Source organism: Pedobacter sp. GW460-11-11-14-TSB4, assembly GCF_059423705.1.
In genome coordinates this window covers 1-20,523 of sequence record NZ_JBWKYI010000048.1, presented here as the reverse complement: position 1 = coordinate 20,523, position 20,523 = coordinate 1, and the positions used below count along the sequence as shown (strand labels likewise).

Annotated in this window: 24 protein-coding genes; 12 read left to right on the top strand and 12 right to left on the bottom strand. The window is 37.1% G+C overall.

What is annotated here, in order from left to right:
- The first annotated feature begins 78 nt into the window (after positions 1–78).
- Positions 79–549: an Lrp/AsnC family transcriptional regulator gene (locus AC07YT_RS24495; protein ID WP_025142637.1), complete on the top strand. Its 471-nt coding sequence runs from the start codon at positions 79–81 to the stop codon at positions 547–549.
- A gap of 278 nt (positions 550–827) precedes the next feature.
- On the opposite strand, the gene AC07YT_RS24490 is transcribed toward AC07YT_RS24495, so the two are convergent.
- From AC07YT_RS24490 to AC07YT_RS24480, 3 genes are all read right to left on the bottom strand, one after another.
- Positions 828–1,493, bottom strand: coding sequence for an alpha/beta hydrolase (locus AC07YT_RS24490; protein WP_086546692.1), 666 nt, complete (start codon positions 1,491–1,493; stop codon positions 828–830).
- Positions 1,493–2,173 (bottom strand): uracil-DNA glycosylase, encoded by a 681-nt coding sequence (ung, locus tag AC07YT_RS24485; RefSeq protein WP_086546691.1) that lies wholly within the window; start codon positions 2,171–2,173, stop codon positions 1,493–1,495. Before ung ends, AC07YT_RS24490 begins: the two co-directional genes overlap by 1 nt.
- A 200-nt stretch (positions 2,174–2,373) precedes the next feature.
- Positions 2,374–2,892 (bottom strand): thioredoxin family protein, encoded by a 519-nt coding sequence (locus tag AC07YT_RS24480; RefSeq protein WP_086546690.1) that lies wholly within the window; start codon positions 2,890–2,892, stop codon positions 2,374–2,376.
- Positions 2,893–3,007: 115 nt separating this feature from the next.
- Between AC07YT_RS24480 and AC07YT_RS24475 the strand changes: the two genes are divergently transcribed.
- On the top strand, positions 3,008–3,547 hold the full coding sequence (locus tag AC07YT_RS24475; protein WP_029280631.1) for a DUF2892 domain-containing protein: 540 nt from the start codon (positions 3,008–3,010) through the stop codon (positions 3,545–3,547).
- A 371-nt stretch (positions 3,548–3,918) separates the two neighbouring features.
- Here the strand turns inward: AC07YT_RS24475 and AC07YT_RS24470 are convergent, their stop codons facing one another.
- On the bottom strand, positions 3,919–4,416 hold the full coding sequence (locus tag AC07YT_RS24470; protein ID WP_086546688.1) for a YdeI/OmpD-associated family protein: 498 nt from the start codon (positions 4,414–4,416) through the stop codon (positions 3,919–3,921).
- Between the two features lie 184 nt (positions 4,417–4,600).
- Between AC07YT_RS24470 and AC07YT_RS24465 the strand changes: the two genes are divergently transcribed.
- Positions 4,601–5,155, top strand: a complete 555-nt coding sequence (locus AC07YT_RS24465; RefSeq protein ID WP_086546687.1) for a pyridoxamine 5'-phosphate oxidase family protein — start codon at positions 4,601–4,603, stop codon at positions 5,153–5,155.
- A 103-nt stretch (positions 5,156–5,258) separates the two neighbouring features.
- Here the strand turns inward: AC07YT_RS24465 and AC07YT_RS24460 are convergent, their stop codons facing one another.
- The 4 genes from AC07YT_RS24460 to AC07YT_RS24445 all read right to left on the bottom strand — a co-directional run bounded on the left by AC07YT_RS24460 (position 5,259) and on the right by AC07YT_RS24445 (position 8,401).
- Positions 5,259–5,471 (bottom strand): hypothetical protein, encoded by a 213-nt coding sequence (locus AC07YT_RS24460; RefSeq protein WP_057934006.1) that lies wholly within the window; start codon positions 5,469–5,471, stop codon positions 5,259–5,261.
- Positions 5,472–5,608: 137 nt separating this feature from the next.
- On the bottom strand, positions 5,609–7,318 hold the full coding sequence (gene lysS / locus AC07YT_RS24455) for a lysine--tRNA ligase (RefSeq protein WP_086546686.1): 1,710 nt from the start codon (positions 7,316–7,318) through the stop codon (positions 5,609–5,611).
- A gap of 278 nt (positions 7,319–7,596) precedes the next feature.
- Positions 7,597–7,923 carry an MGMT family protein gene (locus AC07YT_RS24450; protein WP_086546685.1) on the bottom strand — a complete coding sequence of 109 codons (327 nt, stop codon included), beginning with the start codon at positions 7,921–7,923 and terminating at the stop codon, positions 7,597–7,599.
- Between the two features lie 94 nt (positions 7,924–8,017).
- Positions 8,018–8,401: a hypothetical protein gene (locus tag AC07YT_RS24445; RefSeq protein WP_086546684.1), complete on the bottom strand. Its 384-nt coding sequence runs from the start codon at positions 8,399–8,401 to the stop codon at positions 8,018–8,020.
- A gap of 288 nt (positions 8,402–8,689) precedes the next feature.
- On the opposite strand from AC07YT_RS24445, the gene AC07YT_RS24440 reads away from it, so the two are divergent.
- The gene (locus AC07YT_RS24440) at positions 8,690–9,379 is read left to right on the top strand and encodes a DUF2461 domain-containing protein (protein WP_086546683.1); all 690 of its coding nucleotides are present in this window, start codon (positions 8,690–8,692) and stop codon (positions 9,377–9,379) included.
- 75 nt (positions 9,380–9,454) lie between these two features.
- Here the strand turns inward: AC07YT_RS24440 and AC07YT_RS24435 are convergent, their stop codons facing one another.
- The 4 genes from AC07YT_RS24435 to AC07YT_RS24420 form a co-directional block, all read right to left on the bottom strand.
- On the bottom strand, positions 9,455–11,371 hold the full coding sequence (locus AC07YT_RS24435; protein WP_086546682.1) for an AMP-dependent synthetase/ligase: 1,917 nt from the start codon (positions 11,369–11,371) through the stop codon (positions 9,455–9,457).
- A gap of 309 nt (positions 11,372–11,680) precedes the next feature.
- Positions 11,681–12,007, bottom strand: a complete 327-nt coding sequence (locus AC07YT_RS24430; protein ID WP_025142623.1) for a HesB/IscA family protein — start codon at positions 12,005–12,007, stop codon at positions 11,681–11,683.
- An 89-nt stretch (positions 12,008–12,096) separates the two neighbouring features.
- Complete coding sequence (gene iscU / locus AC07YT_RS24425; RefSeq protein ID WP_025142622.1) at positions 12,097–12,510, bottom strand: Fe-S cluster assembly scaffold IscU; 414 nt, start codon at positions 12,508–12,510, stop codon at positions 12,097–12,099.
- A 120-nt stretch (positions 12,511–12,630) separates the two neighbouring features.
- Complete coding sequence (locus AC07YT_RS24420) at positions 12,631–13,842, bottom strand: IscS subfamily cysteine desulfurase (RefSeq protein WP_086546681.1); 1,212 nt, start codon at positions 13,840–13,842, stop codon at positions 12,631–12,633.
- A gap of 117 nt (positions 13,843–13,959) precedes the next feature.
- On the opposite strand from AC07YT_RS24420, the gene mce reads away from it, so the two are divergent.
- The 8 genes from mce to AC07YT_RS24380 form a co-directional block, all read left to right on the top strand.
- The gene (mce, locus tag AC07YT_RS24415) at positions 13,960–14,367 is read left to right on the top strand and encodes a methylmalonyl-CoA epimerase (protein WP_086546680.1); all 408 of its coding nucleotides are present in this window, start codon (positions 13,960–13,962) and stop codon (positions 14,365–14,367) included.
- Between the two features lie 312 nt (positions 14,368–14,679).
- A complete protein-coding gene (locus AC07YT_RS24410) occupies positions 14,680–14,964 on the top strand; it encodes a hypothetical protein (protein ID WP_086549347.1) in 285 nt (94 codons plus the stop codon).
- Positions 14,965–15,201: 237 nt separating this feature from the next.
- On the top strand, positions 15,202–15,450 hold the full coding sequence (locus AC07YT_RS24405; protein WP_025142617.1) for a type B 50S ribosomal protein L31: 249 nt from the start codon (positions 15,202–15,204) through the stop codon (positions 15,448–15,450).
- 72 nt (positions 15,451–15,522) lie between these two features.
- Complete coding sequence (locus AC07YT_RS24400; RefSeq protein ID WP_086546679.1) at positions 15,523–16,689, top strand: GlmU family protein; 1,167 nt, start codon at positions 15,523–15,525, stop codon at positions 16,687–16,689.
- A 76-nt stretch (positions 16,690–16,765) separates the two neighbouring features.
- Positions 16,766–17,527, top strand: coding sequence for a triose-phosphate isomerase (gene tpiA, locus AC07YT_RS24395; RefSeq protein WP_086546678.1), 762 nt, complete (start codon positions 16,766–16,768; stop codon positions 17,525–17,527).
- Positions 17,528–18,370 carry a 50S ribosomal protein L11 methyltransferase gene (gene prmA, locus AC07YT_RS24390; protein WP_086546677.1) on the top strand — a complete coding sequence of 281 codons (843 nt, stop codon included), beginning with the start codon at positions 17,528–17,530 and terminating at the stop codon, positions 18,368–18,370.
- Positions 18,371–18,487: 117 nt separating this feature from the next.
- On the top strand, positions 18,488–19,840 hold the full coding sequence (locus tag AC07YT_RS24385) for a UDP-N-acetylmuramate--L-alanine ligase (protein WP_086546676.1): 1,353 nt from the start codon (positions 18,488–18,490) through the stop codon (positions 19,838–19,840).
- A gap of 24 nt (positions 19,841–19,864) precedes the next feature.
- The coding region (locus AC07YT_RS24380; RefSeq protein WP_494945569.1) for a PH domain-containing protein at positions 19,865–20,523 on the top strand (659 nt) is incomplete at its 3' end.

Genomic DNA, 20,523 nt, shown 5'->3' with positions numbered 1-20,523 from the left:
AAATATATATGATAAATTATGTTAAAATTTAGAATATAATTTGGTTATGTTTGTATTCTCAAATACCTTTAACACCATATGGCATCTGAATTAGATAAAATTGACTTTAAAATTTTAAGAATTCTTCAAGAAAACGGAAGAATTACCAACTTGCTTTTATCGCAGGAAATTGGTTTATCACCGGCACCAACTTTAGAACGTGTGCGCAAGCTTGAAATGGCAGGATATATTAAAAGTTATCATGCATTGGTAGATGAAGAAAAACTAGGTTTAGGTATCAAAACCTTTATTCAGATTCAACTCGATTTTCATAAAAATAATACCATCCAGATCTTTTTGGATGAAGTAAATCAAATTAAAGAAATCACAGAGTGTCACCATGTTACTGGTCAGGCCGATTTTTTGCTAAAGGTTTATGTAAAAGACATTAAAGCGTACGAACGTTTAATTATGGATAAAATCAGTAAGATTTCTGTGGTTAAAACTTTCCAAACGATGATGATCATGTCGACCACAAAGAAAGAACCGATTGTGCCTTTGGAGTATTAAACCCAAATCCTTGAAAGAGACTTTAAACACAATCGATTTCGCGATTCCGATTTTTGATTAAAATGTTTTTTGCCTGGAGCTAATTAGAACGGTCGTCATCTTGACTGTAGCGTAGTCTTGAACTTTTTGTAGAAAGATCTAAATAGATTTAGCTTCGCTGAGCACTACGTGGTTCTCGACTGCGTTGCACTTCGCTCGAAATGACGATTTTTTTATATAAATCCGTCACCCTGAATTTATTTCAGGGTCTTTATATCAAGAAAGATGCTGAAATGAATTCAGCATGACGATACGATATTCAATATTACGCTATTAATAATTCCTGAAATTTCCTCAGCATTTTGATAAACCATAAAATGGGTACCATTTTCGATGATAAAATCTGGTTGTGCTGTTTTAGCATATAAAATTTTATCGTTGGTGCCGTGAATATGGTAAATTCCATTTGGTTTAATTGTATTCCTCCAGCTTAAAATACTCCCGATGGCCCATTTCAAAAAATGAGGATCAGTGTCTTTTATAATTTTGCTTAGCAAAGTTTTCTCATTGCTCGATCGCGTACCGAAGTAGTAATGCTGAGTAAGTTTATTTGAAGATTTTAAGAGTTTTGCAGGGATAAGCTTCAATAAGCCTAACTGGCCTGCAAAACGATAAAGTGTTGGCAACTGGGCTGCTAACATGGTGCTCGATATTATTATTGTTGTTACGGGCTTTAATATTTTAGCAATTTCTACTGCAATCATCCCACCAAAAGAAACACCTACCAAGGCAAAAGGCTGGCTTAAGTCTATAACGCTACTTAGTCGTTGAGCATATGAAGCTAATGATTCGTCTTTATTTGGGGTTATCCAATTTACATGAATGATATTGATCTTTTCATCCAGCTTTAGCTTAGAAAAAATTCTTTTATCGGCACCTAAACCGCTGATAAAATAAGTGTTCATCAGGCCGGTAAGTTCCAGTCGATAGGTGTTAAATTGTTCTGTACTAAAAGCTGATTTGCTTTGGAAAAATGTTTCGATCCGAAGAAACCATTGTAAGCCGAAAAAGGCGATGGATGGGCAGCGGTAAGCACATAATGTTTTTTCTGATCGATTAAAGCCGCTTTTTGCTGTGCATATTTACCCCATAACAGAAATACGATATGTTCGCGTTTTTGAGATAAAGCCTTAATAATTTCATCAGTAAAAATTTCCCAGCCGCGGTTTTGATGCGAGCCTGCTTCTGAAGCACGAACGGTTAAAGTAGCGTTTAACAATAATACGCCTTGCTCTGCCCAGTGTGTTAAATGCCCGTGGTTTGGTGTTTTAAAACCTTCAATATCCGTTTCCAGCTCCTTATAAATGTTTTTTAGTGATGGCGGAACCGCAACACCGCGTTGCACTGAAAAGGATAGGCCGTGTGCCTGGCCAACACCATGATAGGGATCCTGACCTAAAATGACAACCTTTACCTTGTCAAATGGTGTGGTGTTTAATGCATTGAAAATATCAGTGCCTTTTGGATAAACCATTGCACCATTGTTTTTTTCCTCCTGTAAAAAAGACTTAATGCTTTTCATGTAGTCTTTTTCAAATTCTTCTTCTAAAACGGCTAACCAACCTGGTTCTAATGCTGCAGACATGTTTTTTGATGTAAGATGTGTGATGTAATATGGTTGATGGTTTAATAATTTATGGGCAATGGTTGGTGTCAGTCAGGTGATAGGCTATTATTCATCAACCATTAAACGATGATCCCGTAAGTATTAAGCCCTCAGGTTCTGAACTCCTAGGCTATCAACTATGGACCATTAAACTATGAACCAAAATTATCTCAAAAAGTTTAAGATTTTTTCTTGTAAATAGCTAACAAATCACCTTCAAGGGTTGTTTTCGCACCCTCTATAATTCTCCCCAGTTCTTTTCCTTTTTTATCCAAAACAATAAAAGTTGGTACCCTAACAATATCCAGACCATCTATAATACCGTTTTCAGCTTTTTTATTTCCGTCAACCGCAATAATTTCTACGTTTTTCTCTTTAAAGTGTAAGGCGTCTAAAATTTTAAAAAAGTTTGGAACGTTTGCTTTACTGTCGCCACACCAGGTGCCTAAAACAATTTTGATTTTTTCGTTTTTAACCAGTTTTTTCAGTTCAATCAGGGTAGCTGCATCCGGTACATATGCTGCGTAAAGTGGATCGTACATTTCTTTGAACTCAGGAAAGGTTGTAATGCCCTCACGTGTACAAGTATTAATTAATATGTCTTTGTTGTGGACTTGATCGTGTATTTTTTTATTAACATCTTGTGCAGAAACATTCATTGCAAGTACGATTAGGGTTATAGATAAGAGGATTTTCATATTTACGAGATGGTTTTTTTGAGCTTTTAAATTTTTAATGAAATTATTGTTTTAAAATCTAATTTCTGCCATTTAAACACGATATTTGCAAAAAAAAATAATTAGAATAAAATTTATGCCAAATATTATCAGATTAATTGCGGGGTTTGCTTTACTGGGTGGCGCAGTAGCTTTGTTTATTTTCGGTTTCTGGCCATGGGGCATTGTTGCCATTTTACTGGGGATAATTGTACTGGTAACTTATTTCTTTAATGAAAACATGCTTTTAGCACAATGGTTCCTTAGAAAAGATAACATGCCTAAAGCAAAAATGTTTTTAGACCGTATTACGAATTACGAAACGCAGTTGATTAAAGTTCAACATGGTTATTATAACTTATTAATCGGGTTAATTGAAAGCAGAACAGCGCCGATGCAGAGTGAGAAATATTTCAAAAAATCGCTTGCATTAGGTATGCAGATGGATCATAACATTGCTTTGGCAAAATTAAGTTTAGCAGGTATTGCAATGGCTAAACGTAACAAACGCGAAGCAACCATGTATCTTGCTGAAGCGAAAAAAGCAGATAAAAATAAATTACTGGCCGATCAGATTAAACAAATGAAAGATCAGATGGGCATGATGGATAAGCAACAGCAAGTTCGTTACAGATAATAATCGATTACATCGTGTATAGAGCCATTTCAGATTTGAGATGGCTTTTTTGTTTTATTTAGTTTTGTGTGGTCTTTTTTGATTTGAAAACGGAAGGGTTGTATTTCTTCGGGAGCGGCAGTCCTGCTATCCGCTTTACGCCTCCCGACGAAGAACGGGATCGTGTTCGCTACTATCAGGTTTATAATGAAGAGGCTGTGCATAAAAAGCTTGGTGTTCAAAATATAAATCATTCTGAACAATAAAATTCGTCATTGCGATGAGGCTTTTTCAGGCGAGGAAGCAATCTTACTACTATGGGTTAGCGATTGTTATAAGATTGCTTTCCTGAAAAGTCGGAGCAGGCTGTCGTACCTCCATGACGAATTCTCTTACAAAGGGTCCCTTCCGATAAATCTTTCTTCACCCAACAGAAAACCGATTGCCTTTTTAACATTTTTCTCTACTGATTCTTCCGTTTTAAGGTTGGCGATGTAACGTATAATTTCTTTTTGCAAATAGGGTGCAAGGCCATCAAATATCGCTTTAGCCGCTTTACTTTCCGCCAGAGCTTCTTCCAGTTTCGGGTGCATGGTTATTGAACGCACTTCAGTATCAAATGCTATTTCGAAGATTGCGCTATCTCCAACATCTTTGTCTGCTGCTTTTCGCATTGGCGTATTCAGGTACAAACGCCAGTCGCCGGCGTACTTTACCAGGGTTTGCTTAAACTCATGCCCATCAATTTTCATGGTAACCGGCAGCTGACCTTTGTCTTTCCCGGCCTGATGAAAAACATAGTTTAATACTTCTTCCGGTACAAATACAAAAGGATTAATGCCTATAATTTTAATTTCAGCTTTAAATGGTTGCGGTTTTTTGATATTCATTGATTAAAGATATTGCCTTTCATTAAAAAATCCATAACTACAGATCAATAAATCTATTCTATGTGGCTGTGCTAAACACTCATCGCTGAGCGCCTTTCGCTTTCCGCTCTCCGCCGTCCGCTTTCCGCAAAAACTCAAAACCAAATTCTACTTTCCATTGTAGTTAATATAAAATCTTAATCCTATGGCAACATCACAAGAAGGGAGTACCAATAATACTCAGGAAGAAAATAATATTAAAGATTTGGACGGTAAAGCAGCCATCGAAAAGCTGAGAACTTTAGCTGAAAAGGCTGAAAGCTGTTTTTTCTGTACCAATATTAAAACAGGCATACCTTTATCGGTAAGACCAATGGCTATTCAACAGGTTGATGATGAAGGGAATATCTGGTTTATGAGTATGAAAGACAGTCATAAAAATGAAGAGATTTCTACTGATCCTTTTACACATTTATTGTTCCAGGCTGGAGCACATTCGGGTTTTGTAAATATTTATGGCATTTCGGAAATCAGCAGGGATCAGGCCAAAATTGATGAACTTTGGAGTCCGTTTATTAAAACCTGGTTTCAGGGCGGGAAAGACGATCCGGATATTACCTTGATTAAGGTTATCCCTTCGGAGGGATATTACTGGGATACCAAACACGGCACTGCAGTAGCATTCTTAAAAATGGCAGCGTCGGTAATTACAGGAAAAACAATGGATGATTCTGTAGAGGGAACTTTGGAGGTAGATTAATCAGGGTAACTGTATAAATTGCTTAACTGGTTAATTGTCTAAAGCGGTTAGCCGGTTAACCGTTAAATTAACTGCTAACTGGAAATTGCCAACTGAAAAGAGACTATTTATCTCCTAAATAATCGAATCCTTCTAATTCTTCTCTTTGGGCTCTTTTGCTTAAGATATCTTCTTCTTCGGCTTGTACTCTTGAGAAAAATAAAGCTTCGGCTTGGATTCTTTTAATTAATTGGCGTACCAGCGTTAAATCAAAAGCATCTTTGCTTAATTTAATGCAGTATTCTCTCTCGTTGATTTCTAAACTTGACGTATTCATATCGCAATGATTTTTAATTATCGATTGCTGTAAATATAGAAAAGGCTTGCTAAACAATTGTTAGCAAGCCTTTTAAGTTTATGTTATGTTTTTGTTAAAATCAAATCCGTAATTCCCTTTTTGGGGCTCCGATTCGACTATTTATGCGATAGGAATAAACCATCATCCGTTTTGGCAACTTTCAGGATTCCTTTTGCGGTTAAAGCTTTTAAGGTTGTATCCCATTTTTTGTTACTCCAATCGGCCAGTTTGCCTTTTACTTCGGTTAACAAAGCTTGTTCGCCTTCCGAAACCAGTGCATATAATGCTGTTTCTTCTGGTGTCATTTCTATTTTCTTTTTCTCCGGACGCATCTGCGGGAAAAATAAAACTTCCTGAATGGTGCTTTGGTTGGTCATTAACATCACCAAGCGGTCAATACCTATGCCTAAGCCTGAAGTTGGCGGCATGCCATATTCCAGCGCACGAACAAAATCATCATCCATCGCCATCGCCTCGTCATCTCCGCGGGCAGCTAATTTTAACTGATCTTCTAAACGCTCTTTTTGATCGATAGGATCGTTTAATTCTGAATAAGCATTCGCAATCTCTTTACCGTTAACAAATAACTCAAAACGTTCTACCAGGCCTTCAGCAGTACGGTGCTTTTTAGCCAATGGCGTCATTTCGATAGGGTAGTCGGTAATGTAGGTTGGCTGGATTAAATTCGCTTCAACTTTAGCCCCGAAAATTTCATCAATTAATTTTCCACGGCCCATTGTATCATCTATTTCGATACCTAAATCTTTACAGGTTTGGGCAATTTCTTCTTCAGTCATCGCCGAAACATCAATTCCTGTATATTTTTGAATAGACTCGTACATGGTTAGTTTTTCATACGGTCCTTCAAAATTAATTTCGTTAGCACCCACTTTAACTACACTTGCACCCGTTGTGGCAATCGCTACTTTTTCTAAACATTCTTCAACCATAGCCATCATCCAGATATAATCTTTGTAGGCCACGTAAATTTCCATTGAAGTAAATTCAGGGTTATGCGTACGGTCCATTCCTTCATTACGGAACATTTTACCGAATTCATATACACCATCAAAACCGGCAACGATTAATCTTTTTAAATATAGCTCGTTTGCAATACGCAAATAAAGCGGCATATCTAAAGTATTGTGGTGTGTGGCAAAAGGACGCGCGGCAGCACCACCATGGATAGGCTGCAGGATAGGGGTTTCCACTTCCATCCAACCCTGGTTGTCAAAATAGTTGCGCATGGTGTTAATCACCTTGCTGCGTTTGATGAAGATCTGTTTAAAATCAGGGTTTACTGTTAAATCAACGTAACGCATGCGGTAACGTAATTCCGGATTGGTAAATCCATCGTAAACATTACCTTCATCATCGCGTTTAACGATTGGTAAAGGACGTAGTGATTTAGAAAGCACCTTAAATTCGGTAACATGCACAGAAATTTCTCCTGTTTGTGTCGTGAATACGTATCCTTTAACCCCGATGAAATCGCCGATATCTAAAAGTTTTTTAAATACGGTATTGTATAAGGTTTTATCATCACCAGGACAAAGTTCATCGCGTTTTAAGTAGATCTGAATTCTGCCGGTAGAATCCTGTAACTCCGTAAAAGAGGCCGCACCCATAATATTACGGCTCATAATTCTACCTGCTAATACTACCGTCTTGTATGCTGTCTTATCTACTTCATAATTAGCTAATATATCTGCAGCATATGCATTTACTTCATATGCTTCTGCAGGATAAGGCTCAATGCCTAACGCACGTAATTGTTTTAGCGACTCACGTCGTAATACTTCTTGTTCTGATAATCCTATACTCATTTCAGGTATTTTTTGCAAAAGTAATGCTTTTGCATTTTTTGTTATTGTTAAATTTTGGTGCTTTAATGAAAAAGAAATAATTAGCTGATTAAATTTTGAATTAATATTGGAAAAAATTCAATTTTCAGTACCAATTAGCTATCCATATAAAACCGATGGTTGCAAAGATAAGAAAGCTATTGTAATTACTAAATGCTTTATTCGATATAACATCGCATTTTAGGCTGTTAAAATCCCATGAAATAAAAAGATGGATTATCAAACTTTAACCGTAATACTTATTCCATATCAACTAAAGGGTCCCAGAATACCTTTTTAAGGTTTTGAACTTTCAGGTTTTTAATTTGAACGCCTTCATTTTCGAGAAGTTCCTGTCTTTTAGCTGTTGATGATGGATCACCGCTGAGCAAGCCATTGCTACTGATTACCCTATAATAAGGCACCGGAGTTTGTGCTGCACCACAAGCGCCTATGGCTCTGGCCACCATTCTCGATAGGTTAGGCGCACCAATAGCTTTTGCAATTGCACCATATGAAGTGACCCTACCTTTGGGTATTTCTCTGGTTAAATCCCAAACCTGCTCAAAAAATAAATCGTGTTTCATCGTTTTCAGGCAAATGATACATAAAGCTATTAAATATATCAGACACTAATAATCAATAACAATCCTAAATTGTAAAGAATTAGCTATTCAACAGTCAAATAAACTTACTTGGCCAAAGAAAACTTCTTGTATTTTGCCTGATGATATAAGTCCCCAAAATCACACTGGCTATAAAAAGGATGAAGAGGTTATGATCTATGGGGCAGTCTACAACAGCCGTAATGGTCACATTTTGTCCGGTGGTTACCCCATCTACAGTACATCCGCCCGGATAAGGAGTGCTGGCAGATATGGTGACTTCGCAAGAGTTGCCTCCAATAATATAATTGGTTAACGTGCTATAATGCCTGGATTGCGTTCCATCGGTGGAAGAATAGTCTGTAAAAACCCTTTCAGCACCTGAGTAAAAAACCTTGCATCCATAAGGGAAATCATCTGCGGAATGTGCTTTTTTTGAAAATAGTAATCCAAGAAGCATTAAAAATGCAGTTAAACATAGGGGACGACGAGACATAATGTAATACAGTATTGGCTTATAAATGAACGATTAGCTGCTGCGTTAAAAAATATTACTTATGATGTAAGGTTTGATAGCCTAACAATATTCGATACAGGAATGTTTTATGAAATTTTTATTTTTTTTTAAATATTGAGCCATCCATGGTAAATGAGGAAAACCATTACAATTTTATGAATAAGTGATATGAATTTAGTGTTTTACAGATGTTATATTTGTTTGGAGATGAATTAGCCATTTTAAAAAACTATGCCCGATATAACACAAATTCCACCTTCTAGTTTTGAGTTTTTAAGCTTATTGAAAAATAACAATGAACGCGAATGGTTTAATGAGCATAAAACCGCCTATCAGAAAGAACTGGTTTACATAGAATCTTTTGCGCAGGGTTTATTAGACCTCATGAATACCCATGATGTAATTGAAACACCTTCAGGAAAGAAAAGTTTATACCGGATTTATCGGGATACACGTTTTTCAAATGATAAAACGCCTTACAAAACGCATTGGAGTGGAAGTTTTAAACGGGCTGGCAAACAAAGAAGGGGAGGTTACTATTTCCATATCGAACCCGGTAATAGTTTTGTGGCTGGTGGCTTTTTCGGGCCTTCTCCTCAGGATTTGAAATTGATAAGGGAAAATATAAGTTTTGATGCAGAACCGCTGAGAGCCATATTAAATGATAAAACTTTTATTTCTTCTTTCGAGGCTTTGAAAGGCGAACAATTGAAAACAGCTCCAAAGGGTTTTGACGGAGATCATCAGGATATCGATTTGCTGCGTTATAAACAATTTTTATTAGTTCATCGATTTACTGATCAGGAAGTTTTAAGTAAAGATTACTTGACATATTGTAATCAGGAATTTAAAAACATGCGGCCCTTCTTTGATTATATGAGCGAAATATTAACAACAGACGCAAATGGAATGGACTTGTAATTGATTTTTAAAAACGTTATAACGAAAAAATAAAGGGTCATGATTACCAGATTAGTAATGATGACCCTTTTTTAATTATGATTCGGCTTCTATGCCTTCCTCATACATTTCGTTAATGGCTTCGGCATATTTCTTTTCTACAATACGGCGTTTAACTTTCATGGTAGGGGTAATTTCTCCCTCATCTATATTGAAAGGATTACGTTTGATCTTAAAGTTTTTAATGCGCTCAAATTTGGCCAGTTCGTTTGATATTTTTTTGATATCCTGTTCCATCCAATCCATAATTTCCTGATCGCGTATAAAAGGATCAGCTTCTTCGAAAAACGATGGTTTAAGTTTAAAAGTTTCTTCTAAGGTTTCTCTGTTCGGGATAATGATTGCTGTAATAAATTCACGTTTATCGCCAATTAAAAAAAGCTGATCAATTTTTGGGCTTTTCAGGTAAATGTTTTCTACTGGGGTAGGGTAAACATTTTTGCCGTAAGCATTTACGATCATGTTTTTTAAACGATCTGTAATCTGTAGATTTCCTTTATAAAAACGACCAATATCTCCGGTATGGAACCACATATCTTTATCTATTGCTTCGGCGGTTTCGGCAGGTTTATTAAAATAACCTTTCATCACACAATGACCGCGAACAATAACTTCACCTTCGGCACATTCAAATTCTTCGTTAAAGGTATTGTGCGTTTGAATGCTGAGCATTTCTTTGCTTTCTACGTCTTGTATACCCACTTCAATACCTGGAATCACACGGCCAACCGTGCCATAAACCTGTCTGTGGTATTCGGTAACCGACATCACCGGTGAGGTTTCTGTCAGTCCAAACCCTTCTAATATTTTAATGCCTAAATCGCCGAAAAACTCGCCAACATTTTTAGGTAATGCTGCACCACCCGAAATCATAAACTTTAAACGGCCACCTGTTTTCTCTTTAATTTTACTGAAAACCAGTTTCTCTGCTATTCCTTTTTTAGCCGATAAAATAAAGCCCGGATTTTTGCCGGCCTCTTTTGCTACACGGTATTTATTGCCTGTTTCTAAGGCCCAGGTAAATATTTTGGCTTTTGTACCTCCACCTGCAGTTCCTCCTTTTATGGCTTTATCGTGTATACGTTCCAATAAACGCGGCACACAGCTCATTACCGTTGGACGAACTTCACCCATATTTTTGGCTAATAATTCTAAACTCTGTGCGAAGGCAATTTTACAGCCTTGGGCACAGCAAACATGGTAAGTGGCTGTTCGCTCGAATACATGCGATAAGGGTAAAAAAGAAAGAAAAGTTTCTGTTTGATCAATCACAGGGATCTGTTGTAAACAAACTTCCACATTCTTAACAAAGTTGTAATGGGTAAGCATTACGCCTTTTGGCGTTCCTGTTGTTCCCGAAGTATAAATTAAAGAAGAAACATCTTCAGGTAAAACTAAACTTCTGCATTGATCAATTTCGGCTCTTTCTGCTGCCGTAACCTGATGTTTAAGCGCCAGGATATCTGAAAAAGCAATTACTTCTACCTGTACATCTTTAGGAATAACAACTTTTTCGAAATCTTTAAAAGCCGGGATAATATATTTTAACTGTTTACAATTGGCTGCTACCTTTAATACTTTACGGTATAAAAAGTTGTTCCCAACAAGAATGGCTTTTATACCCGAATCGTTAATAATGTAGGCTACTTCCTGTTCAGAAAGCGTAGGGTAAATAGATACGTTAATTACTCCAATTTGCTGAATACCCTGATCATAATATACGTACTCAGGAGAATTCTCAATCATTAAGCCTAAACGATCGCCCTTTTTTATTCCTTTTTCCAGGAAGAAGGCAGAAACAGCATCGGCTCTTTTTAAGGTATCTTCATAAGAAATTTCAGTCCATTCTGCACCTTGTTTATGGATTAAAAAGGTTTCCTGAGGTTTGTGGATGTTTTTAACAACATTCCGCAATAAGGTAGGAACAGTTGAAAACTCGTTTATTAATGGCATGCTCGTAATTTGGTTTCGCTAATTATAATTAACAATTATAAGGCTTTTTGGTTTAAAAATACAAATTGGCTTTTAAGTAGTTTTAAGGCGGTATTGATTTCAATGGGACCAACTTCGATGTCGTCATTTCGAGCGGAGCGCAACGAAGTCGAGAACTACGAATTACTCAGCGTTGCTAAATCTATCGGGATAGATCTCTCCGTTACAAGCGTTTCGGTCGAGATGATGTATCCTGTGAAAAACAAACCTCTTGAAACGCAAAAAAGGTTCCATAAATGAAACCTTTTTTTATAAGTTGTATCGACTCGATTAAACTGAAAAACTTTCGCCACAGCCACAGCTACGGCTGGCATTTGGGTTTATAAAGTTGAAACCTTTTCCATTTAAGCCATCGGTGAAATCGAGTTCAGTTCCGGCCAAATAAAGGAATGATTTCATATCCAAAGCAATTTTGATTCCTCTGTCTTCAAAAAACTGATCGCCTTTTTGTTCTTCGTTATCAAAATCTAAATTGTATGATAAACCCGAGCAACCACCACCTTTTACTGAAACACGTAAAAAGTAATCAGAACCCATTTCCGAATCCTGCATTAAGTGGGTGATTTTTTCTTTTGCTTTATCTGTTATCGTAATCATAATATTAAGATTTGAGATTTGAGAGCTTAGATTTGAGACCTAATTGAGCGCTGAATCTCAAATCTCATATCTATTTTCTCACATCTGTTCTAGTGGTGCGATTTTTCTAATACAATTGCCTCTAAGCCATTTTTAACGCGGTAATCGTTAATAGCCGATTTAATTGCATCTTCTGCTAAAACTGAGCAGTGAATTTTTACTGGAGGTAAAGCCAATTCTTCAACAATATCCATGTTGTCGATAGATAAAGCCTCGTCAATTGTTTTTCCTTTTAACCATTCTGTAGCTAAAGAAGAAGAAGCAATAGCCGAACCACAACCAAATGTTTTAAATTTAGCATCAGTGATGACGTTATCTTCTCCAACTTCAATTTGTAAACGCATTACGTCGCCACACTCAGGTGCACCAACTAGTCCTGTTCCTACAAATTTGCTGTCTTTATTTAAAGTACCTACGTTACGTGGGTTATTGTAATGGTCAATTACTTTTTCTGAATATGCCATGATTTTATTTTTTTAATCTCCTTACGGAGCAATTTTTTTAATTAATTTTCAGTTTGGCGATTTGCGTAAAGCGTTTGGCGATTAGCCTTCTACCTTAAGCCTTTCAGCCCTCTACCTTTCTTAGTGTTCTGCCCACTCAATTTTACTCAAGTCGATTCCTTCTTTAAACATTTCCCAAAGTGGAGAAAGTTCTCTTAAGTGATTAACCGCTTTTTGAGTTACTTCAATGGCCTGATCAATTTCTGCTTCTGTCGTAAACCTTCCTAAACCATAACGGATAGAAGAGTGTGCCAAATCATCAGATAAACCTAAGCTTTTTAAAACATATGATGGTTCTAAAGATGCTGAAGTACAAGCCGATCCTGAAGATACCGCTAAATCACTCATCGCCATCATTAAACCTTCACCTTCAACATATTTGAAAGAGATATTGGCTACGTGTGGTAAACGGTGTTGTGTATTCCCATTAACATAACTCTCTTCCATTTTGTTCAAAGTAGTTTCTAACTTATCACGTAAAGCTGATAAACGCACTGATTCGCTTTCCATTTCTAAACGACAAAGTTCACAGGCTTTACCTAAACCTACAATACCCGGAACGTTTAACGTACCCGAACGCATTCCACGCTCATGGCCACCACCGTCCATTTGTGCCGTAACTTTAACCCTTGGGTTTTTACGACGAACGTAAAGTACCCCAACACCTTTCGGACCATACATTTTATGTGCCGAGAAAGCCATTAAGTCAATACCATCAGCATTTACATCAACTGGGATTTTACCAACTGCCTGTGTAGCATCAGTCATAAATAAAGCACCATGTTTGTGCGCAATTGCTGCAATTTCTTTAACGGGTTGAATTACACCGATTTCGTTGTTGCCATACATAATCGAAACTAAAATCGTTTCAGGAGTCATGGCAGCTTCTAATTCAGCTAAATCAATTAAACCGTCTTCTTTAACGCCTAAATAAGTTACACGTGCACCGTTTTTCTCCAGGTGTTTGCAAGTATCTAAAACCGCTTTATGTTCAGTAACCGCAGTAATAATGTGGTTTCCTTTTTCTTTGTACATTTCAAATACACCTTTAATAGCCAGGTTATCGGCTTCGGTAGCACCTGATGTAAAAATAATTTCTTTTTCAGTACAGCCGATTAGTTTGGCTACCTGCTCACGGGCATAATCTACACCCTCTTCAGCCACCCAGCCAAACGCGTGATTACGACTTGCGGCATTTCCAAATTTCTCTGTAAAGTAAGGTAGCATTGCTTCCAACACCCTCGGATCTAACGGGGTTGTAGCATTATTATCTAAATATATCGGCTGTTTCATCTCTATTCTGTTAATTATAACACAAAGATACGAAAAAACTTATTTAACAATTATAAATAATAGCTATGACCTTATAGAGAAAAGCCGCATTTTTACATTCACATAACCTTATAATCTATGAATAAGATAGAACACATCGGCATCGCGGTAAAAGACCTTAACAGTTCTATAGCTATTTATCAGAAACTATTGAACACCGATTGCTATAAAACAGAGCAAGTTGCATCCGAATTTGTAAATACGGCTTTCTTTAAAACCGGCGAAAATAAGGTAGAACTGCTGCAGGCCACGGCTCCAGATAGTGCAATTGCTAAATTTATCGAAAAAAAAGGAGAGGGGATTCACCATATCGCTTTTTTGGTTGATGACATCCTTGCAGAAATGGAACGTTTGCATCAAGAAGGATTTGTGCTGCTTAGCGAGTCGCCTAAAAAAGGAGCAGATGATAAAATGGTGTGTTTCGTGCATCCCAAAGATACCAATGGCGTACTGATTGAGATCTGCCAGGAAATTAAGTGGGTATAAGGAGGGAGGATGGAAGAGGTATGATGGGAAATGGCTTAACTCGGGCGTCACCCTGAACCGAGCCTTAGCGAGCTCACCGAAGGTAATTTATTTCAGGGTCTTTTGAAAAAGAATGGTTCCTTATTCCATAGTATCTGTAGTCCTGCTGTACACTTTAGTCCCTCTTTTCAATCGGGAGCTATCGTTTCCATCAGGTTTATTTAACTTTGTGCTGCGGTGCTTGGTGAGGTAGGGAAGTGTATATCAGATAAGCATGCGCTTAATTAAGTGTTCCCGTTGGTTTTAATCAACGGATTTAAAAATATCTATTCAGTGAGCGATATACCATCTGTGATCAAAATCATCAGCAAAGATTTCGATATCGAAAATAATCTTTCCGAAAATCAATTGCGTAATGCCATGGTTGATGCCTTTGCTTATTTAATTGACAACGATTTTCCTAAACTGATCCAGATCTTATATAAGGCAGATGTAGATCAGTATAAACTAAAAGAACTGCTGGAAACCGTAGAAGGCTTAAGCTCCGCTGAAGTAATTGCCGATGCCTATATTGCCCGCCAAAAGGCTAAAGTAGAAACCTGGAAGAAGTATAGTTAGGTTTCGTAATTTGCAATCCTAATAATCGGTGGTAAATTGCATTCTGAAAATTAAAACTGTTTAAAACATATAGAATATTTTGTTTTGATGGCTTGATTTTTAAAAAATAATTTAATACATTTGCATCCTCTAAAATAGAGGTAGAAAGACTAATAGGAAATGTCATAAGCGTTGTTGCCAGCAAATTGCAAGAATGTTCTTGATGCTTTCACACAAATAACTAAAAATAATATTCAAATGAAAAAAGATTTGCACCCAACAAGCTACAGACCAGTTGTTTTTAAAGACATGTCTAACGAGTATGCTTTCTTAACAAAATCTTGCGTAGATACTAAAGAAACAATTAAATGGGAAGATGGTAACGAGTATCCTCTTTACAAATTAGAGATTTCTCACACTTCTCACCCTTTTTATACTGGTAAAATGAAATTGGTTGATACAGCAGGACGTATCGATAAATTCAAAAACCGTTACGCTAAGAAATAATTTTAGCAACAAAAAGCATTTTTTGAAGTCCCTTTGCCAAAAGCATCGGGACTTTTTTTATTTTTGTTGCTTATGACAATCAATCTATTTGATGATGCTTCCTGGATGTCTTTACGTCCACTTACGTTTACCAGGCCTGTGGCCGATTTACGCATTGGTATTTTAACCATCGCAGAGAAATGGGCTAAATATTTAAAAGCCGATTTCGGTTTCCAAACTCAAGATTACCTCTCTGTAAAGTTTGCGACCAAACCAAATGCCGATTTATTTATAAATGGCTCCGTTTGTCCCGATGAGGCTTTACTTAGTGCCGTGACTGGCCTTAAAGCGGGTGAGGTACTTTATCAAAGAGATGTGATTATTGCGTATAGCTCAGATCAGCATGATTTAGCATCGGTTAAATCATTAAAGCCGGTTGAATATAAAAGTGATTTTATACAGATTGTTTATCCGGAGCATATTTTTGGGAATAATCCAGGTGAGATCAGAAAAGATTTTAAACTGTTAACCGAAGGACGCAGCTCAGCAAAGATCAGTAGTACCAACCAATTGCTGGGTGATGATGTTTTCTTTGAAGAAGGGGCTAAAGCCGAATGTAGTGTGCTAAACAGCACTATCGGGCCTATCTACATCGGTAAAAATGCTGAGGTATGGGAAGGGAGTTTGATCAGGGGATCTTTTGCGCTTGGCGAGAACTCATCAATAAAAATGGGTGCTAAAATATATTCCGGTACTACCATTGGCCCCAATAGCCGTGCCGGAGGCGAAATTAACAATTCGGTCATTTGGGGCAATTCGGCCAAAGGTCACGAGGGGTATTTGGGCAATTCGGTAATGGGCGAGTGGTGTAATATTGGAGCCGATACAAACAACTCGAATTTAAAAAACAACTATGCCGAAGTAAAACTTTACGATTATGAAGGCAAAAAAATGCGCAATACCAATCTGCAGTTTTGTGGTTTAATTATGGCCGATCATGCTAAATCGGGCATAAATACCATGTTTAATACTGGTAGTGTGGTTGGTATTGGTGCTAATGTTTTTGGGGCAGGCTTCCCTCCAAATCATGTACCCGATTTTAGCTGGGGAGGTGCCAGTGGCTTCGATACCTATAGACTGAATAAAATGTTCGAAACAACAGAAAAGGTATTTGCCCGGAAAAATATAACCTTTGATGAAGTAGAAAAGGATATTATTACTAAAGTATTTGAATTAACTGAATCGTATAGACGATTTTAAATAAGTTGAAAGGTTGAAATGTCTCAACGTTTGAACATTCCAACTTTAAAACATTCTAACATTAAAATAACACAAAATGAGAAAAAAGATTGTTGCCGGTAACTGGAAAATGAACTTAGATTACAATGAAGGTGTTTCGTTGTTCAGCGAAATCGTAAATATGGTTAAAGATGAGCGCAAAGGCGATCAGCTGGCTATTATTTGCTCACCGTTTATTCATTTAAACAGCTTGGCAAAATTGGGTGGTAACGATGTTAAAATTGGCGCTCAAAACATTAGTGATAAAGAAAGTGGAGCATATACTGGCGAAACTTCGGCTAAAATGGTAAAATCTGTTGGTGCAGAATACGTTATTTTAGGTCACTCAGAGCGCAGGCAGTATTTTGCTGAAAGCGATGCTTTATTGGCTGAAAAAACTAAAGTTGCCCTTGCAAATGGTTTAACACCAATTTTCTGTATCGGCGAAACTTTAGATGAGCGTAACAACGGCAGTTATTACGAAGTATTAAAAAAACAATTGGTAGAAGGTATTTTTAGTTTAGCTGAAGCAGACTTCAAAAAACTGGTTATTGCTTATGAGCCAGTTTGGGCTATCGGTACAGGTTTAACGGCTTCACCAGTGCAGGCACAAGATATTCATGCTTTTATCCGCAGTGAAATTCAGGCTAACTATGGTTTTAATGTAGCTGATGATACCACTATTTTATACGGTGGGAGCTGTAACCCTAGCAACGCTGCAAGCTTATTTTCTCAAAACGATATTGATGGTGGCCTAATTGGTGGTGCATCATTAAAATCACGCGATTTTACAGACATTATTAAAGCATTAAACAGCTAAATGCAATACATTAAAGCAATATTTACATTCAAAAGTATCGAAGACTATCAACAGGATTTGCTTATCAGCGATCTTGCCGATTTAGGCTTCGATACTTTCGAAGATAGTGAGGGTGGTTTTACGGCTTTTGTCATCAAGGATAATTTTAACGAGCAGGAATTAAAAGATCTCCTGGCGAACTATAGTGAAGAGTTTACAACAGCGTATACCTTAGAAGATGTTGCCGACGAAAACTGGAATGCCGAATGGGAGAAAAATTTTAGTCCGCTGATTATTGATGATGTGTGTTATGTGCGAGCCACCTTTCATGAGCCACAGCCATCATATCCATACGAGATTGTAATTGATCCTAAAATGGCTTTCGGTACCGGACATCATCAAACGACTACAATGGTGATGCAGTATATTTTAGCTGCCGATTTAAAGGATAAAAATATCCTGGATATGGGCTGTGGAACCGGTATTTTGGCCATTTTGGCTGCTAAACTAGGCGCTAAAAGTTTAATGGCTATCGATTATGATGATATCTGTTATGAAAGTACTGTAGAAAATGCTGCACTTAACCAGGTAGATAATTTAAAGGCACTTTGTGGCAGTAAAGAGGTGATTCCTAACGAAGAATACGATGTCATCTTCGCCAACATCAATAGAAATATCCTGCTTGACCAGATTCACCGTTATGCCGAGGTATTGAAGGCAGGAGGTAAAATTTTCTTTAGCGGATTTTATTTAGATCCCGATTTAGGAATGATTACCGCTGAATGTGCGAAATACGGCATCAAATACGTTGATCATAAACAAAATGGCGATTGGGTTGCGGCTCAATTTGAAAAGAAGGTTTAAGGTGATAGGTTTAGGGTTTAAGGCTTAAACGCCATACGCAAACCGACAACCGCTGTCAAAGGCGTAAGAAGTAGGGAGTTTTCTCACATCTCATGTCTCAAATCTAAAATAAAAAATATGCGCATACATTTTATTGCGATTGGCGGAAGTGCAATGCATAACCTGGCCATCGCTTTACATAAAAAAGGGTATCAGATTTCGGGTTCTGATGATGTGATTTTCGAACCAGCAAAATCCCGTTTGGATAAATATGGTTTATTGCCTGCTGAAATGGGCTGGGATGAAAACCGCATTTCAAATGATCTGGATGCTGTAATTTTAGGGATGCATGCCCGCATTGATAATCCAGAGTTACTGAAAGCACAAGAATTAGGCGTTAAAATCTATTCTTATCCCGAATACATTTACGAACAAAGTAAAAATAAATTACGCGTGGTCATTGGCGGTAGTCATGGTAAAACAACCATTACCAGTATGATTTTGCATGTGCTGAATTATTACAAACGCGATTTCGATTATCTGGTTGGTGCACAGCTGGCAGGTTTCGAAACCATGGTTAAAGTTACGGAAGAAGCGCCTGTGATGATTATAGAGGGGGATGAGTATTTATCCTCACCAATTGATAGAAGACCTAAGTTTCATCTTTATAAAGCCAATGTTGCCGTAATTAGTGGTATTGCTTGGGATCACATTAATGTTTTTCCAACCTATGCCGATTATACTTCGCAGTTTGATAAGTTTATTGATACGATTGAGGAGAACGGAACATTAATTTATTGTAAAGCAGATGCCGATCTGAATGAAATTGTAACACAATCAAAAGCCAATATCTCAAAAATTGCTTATGCCATTCCGGCGCATGAAATTAGAAACGGAATCACTTATTTGCTTCCTGAAGAAACGGCTTTAAAAATATTCGGCGATCATAACCTGATGAATTTAAATGCAGCAAAACTGGTGTGCAAACAGTTAGATATCAGTGAAAAAGAATTTGATGCGGCCATTTCCTCATTTACAGGTGCAGCTAAACGTTTAGAAGTCATCTCAGCTGATGAATCGACTAACGTTTATAAAGATTTTGCACATTCACCATCAAAATTAAAAGCGACGATTGATGCGGTTAAAGCACAATTTGCCAATCGTAAATTAGTAGCCTGTATTGAATTGCATACTTTTAGCAGTTTGAACAAAGATTTCCTGAAAGAATATACCGGCGCAATGGATAAAGCCGATGAGGCGATTGTATTCATCGATATTAAATCTTTCGAGCAAAAACGCATGGAGCCTTTTTCTGAAGATGATGTTCAGCAGGCATTTGCCAATCCAAAACTGAAGTTTTTTAATGATGCGGCAAAGTTAAAAGCCTATTTGTTAAGTTTAAATTATAGAGATGCTAATCTATTGATGATGAGCTCTGGTAATTATGCCGGATTCGATCTGCCTGAACTGGCTGGTGAATTGCGTAAATAGGTGTTACGATAATAACCAGTTAACATGAAAAAATCACTAACGTTTTTGGCAACAATTGTATCAACAATAGTGTTTGGACAAGTTGAACAGCAGCAAAATCCTGCTGATTTTTTACCAAAAGGCTATGTGGTTTTTGAAAAAATAAATGGCGACTTGAATAAAGATGGTCGGGAAGACTGTGTTCTTCTCATCAAGGCAACAGATAAAAGAAAAATTGTTACAGACAAATATCTTGGAAAGTTAGACCGTAACCGAAGAGGTATCATAATTCTGTTCAACAAAAAAAAGTATTATGAACTAGCAGTGAAAAACTATGATTGTTTTTCTTCAGAAAATGAAGATGGTGGTGTTTATTTTGCGCCTGAACTTTCTATTGAAATTAAAAAAGGAAATTTGTATGTTCAATATGGGCACGGTAGGTATGGCTATTGGCAATATACTTTTAGGTATCAAAATTCAGGTTTTGAATTGATAGGTTATAACGCAAGCAACGGTGGTGCTGTAATTGACAGCGAAATTAGTATTAACTTTTTAACTAAAAAGAAGCAGGAAAAAGTAAATACAAATGAAAATGCTCAGGGTGGTGATGAAGTTTTTAAAGAAAAATGGAGCAATATAAAGTTAAACAGAATGATTAATTTAAAAGAAATTAAAAATTTTGATGAACTTGATGCGATGTATTC

Coding starts and splice junctions, on each gene's coding strand:
- AC07YT_RS24480 (WP_086546690.1), bottom strand. CDS start 2,892: ATGAAAATCCTCTTATCTATAACCCTAATCGTACTTGCAATGAATGTT.
- AC07YT_RS24445 (WP_086546684.1), bottom strand. CDS start 8,401: ATGCTTCTTGGATTACTATTTTCAAAAAAAGCACATTCCGCAGATGAT.
- AC07YT_RS24460 (WP_057934006.1), bottom strand. CDS start 5,471: ATGAATACGTCAAGTTTAGAAATCAACGAGAGAGAATACTGCATTAAA.
- AC07YT_RS24450 (WP_086546685.1), bottom strand. CDS start 7,923: ATGAAACACGATTTATTTTTTGAGCAGGTTTGGGATTTAACCAGAGAA.
- AC07YT_RS24400 (WP_086546679.1), top strand. CDS start 15,523: ATGACAATCAATCTATTTGATGATGCTTCCTGGATGTCTTTACGTCCA.
- iscU (WP_025142622.1), bottom strand. CDS start 12,510: ATGGCATATTCAGAAAAAGTAATTGACCATTACAATAACCCACGTAAC.
- AC07YT_RS24405 (WP_025142617.1), top strand. CDS start 15,202: ATGAAAAAAGATTTGCACCCAACAAGCTACAGACCAGTTGTTTTTAAA.
- AC07YT_RS24470 (WP_086546688.1), bottom strand. CDS start 4,416: ATGAATATCAAAAAACCGCAACCATTTAAAGCTGAAATTAAAATTATA.
- ung (WP_086546691.1), bottom strand. CDS start 2,173: ATGTCTGCAGCATTAGAACCAGGTTGGTTAGCCGTTTTAGAAGAAGAA.
- AC07YT_RS24440 (WP_086546683.1), top strand. CDS start 8,690: ATGCCCGATATAACACAAATTCCACCTTCTAGTTTTGAGTTTTTAAGC.
- AC07YT_RS24465 (WP_086546687.1), top strand. CDS start 4,601: ATGGCAACATCACAAGAAGGGAGTACCAATAATACTCAGGAAGAAAAT.
- AC07YT_RS24475 (WP_029280631.1), top strand. CDS start 3,008: ATGCCAAATATTATCAGATTAATTGCGGGGTTTGCTTTACTGGGTGGC.
- AC07YT_RS24420 (WP_086546681.1), bottom strand. CDS start 13,842: ATGAAACAGCCGATATATTTAGATAATAATGCTACAACCCCGTTAGAT.
- AC07YT_RS24435 (WP_086546682.1), bottom strand. CDS start 11,371: ATGCCATTAATAAACGAGTTTTCAACTGTTCCTACCTTATTGCGGAAT.
- AC07YT_RS24495 (WP_025142637.1), top strand. CDS start 79: ATGGCATCTGAATTAGATAAAATTGACTTTAAAATTTTAAGAATTCTT.
- lysS (WP_086546686.1), bottom strand. CDS start 7,318: ATGAGTATAGGATTATCAGAACAAGAAGTATTACGACGTGAGTCGCTA.
- mce (WP_086546680.1), top strand. CDS start 13,960: ATGAATAAGATAGAACACATCGGCATCGCGGTAAAAGACCTTAACAGT.
- AC07YT_RS24385 (WP_086546676.1), top strand. CDS start 18,488: ATGCGCATACATTTTATTGCGATTGGCGGAAGTGCAATGCATAACCTG.
- prmA (WP_086546677.1), top strand. CDS start 17,528: ATGCAATACATTAAAGCAATATTTACATTCAAAAGTATCGAAGACTAT.
- AC07YT_RS24430 (WP_025142623.1), bottom strand. CDS start 12,007: ATGATTACGATAACAGATAAAGCAAAAGAAAAAATCACCCACTTAATG.
- tpiA (WP_086546678.1), top strand. CDS start 16,766: ATGAGAAAAAAGATTGTTGCCGGTAACTGGAAAATGAACTTAGATTAC.
- AC07YT_RS24490 (WP_086546692.1), bottom strand. CDS start 1,493: ATGAACACTTATTTTATCAGCGGTTTAGGTGCCGATAAAAGAATTTTT.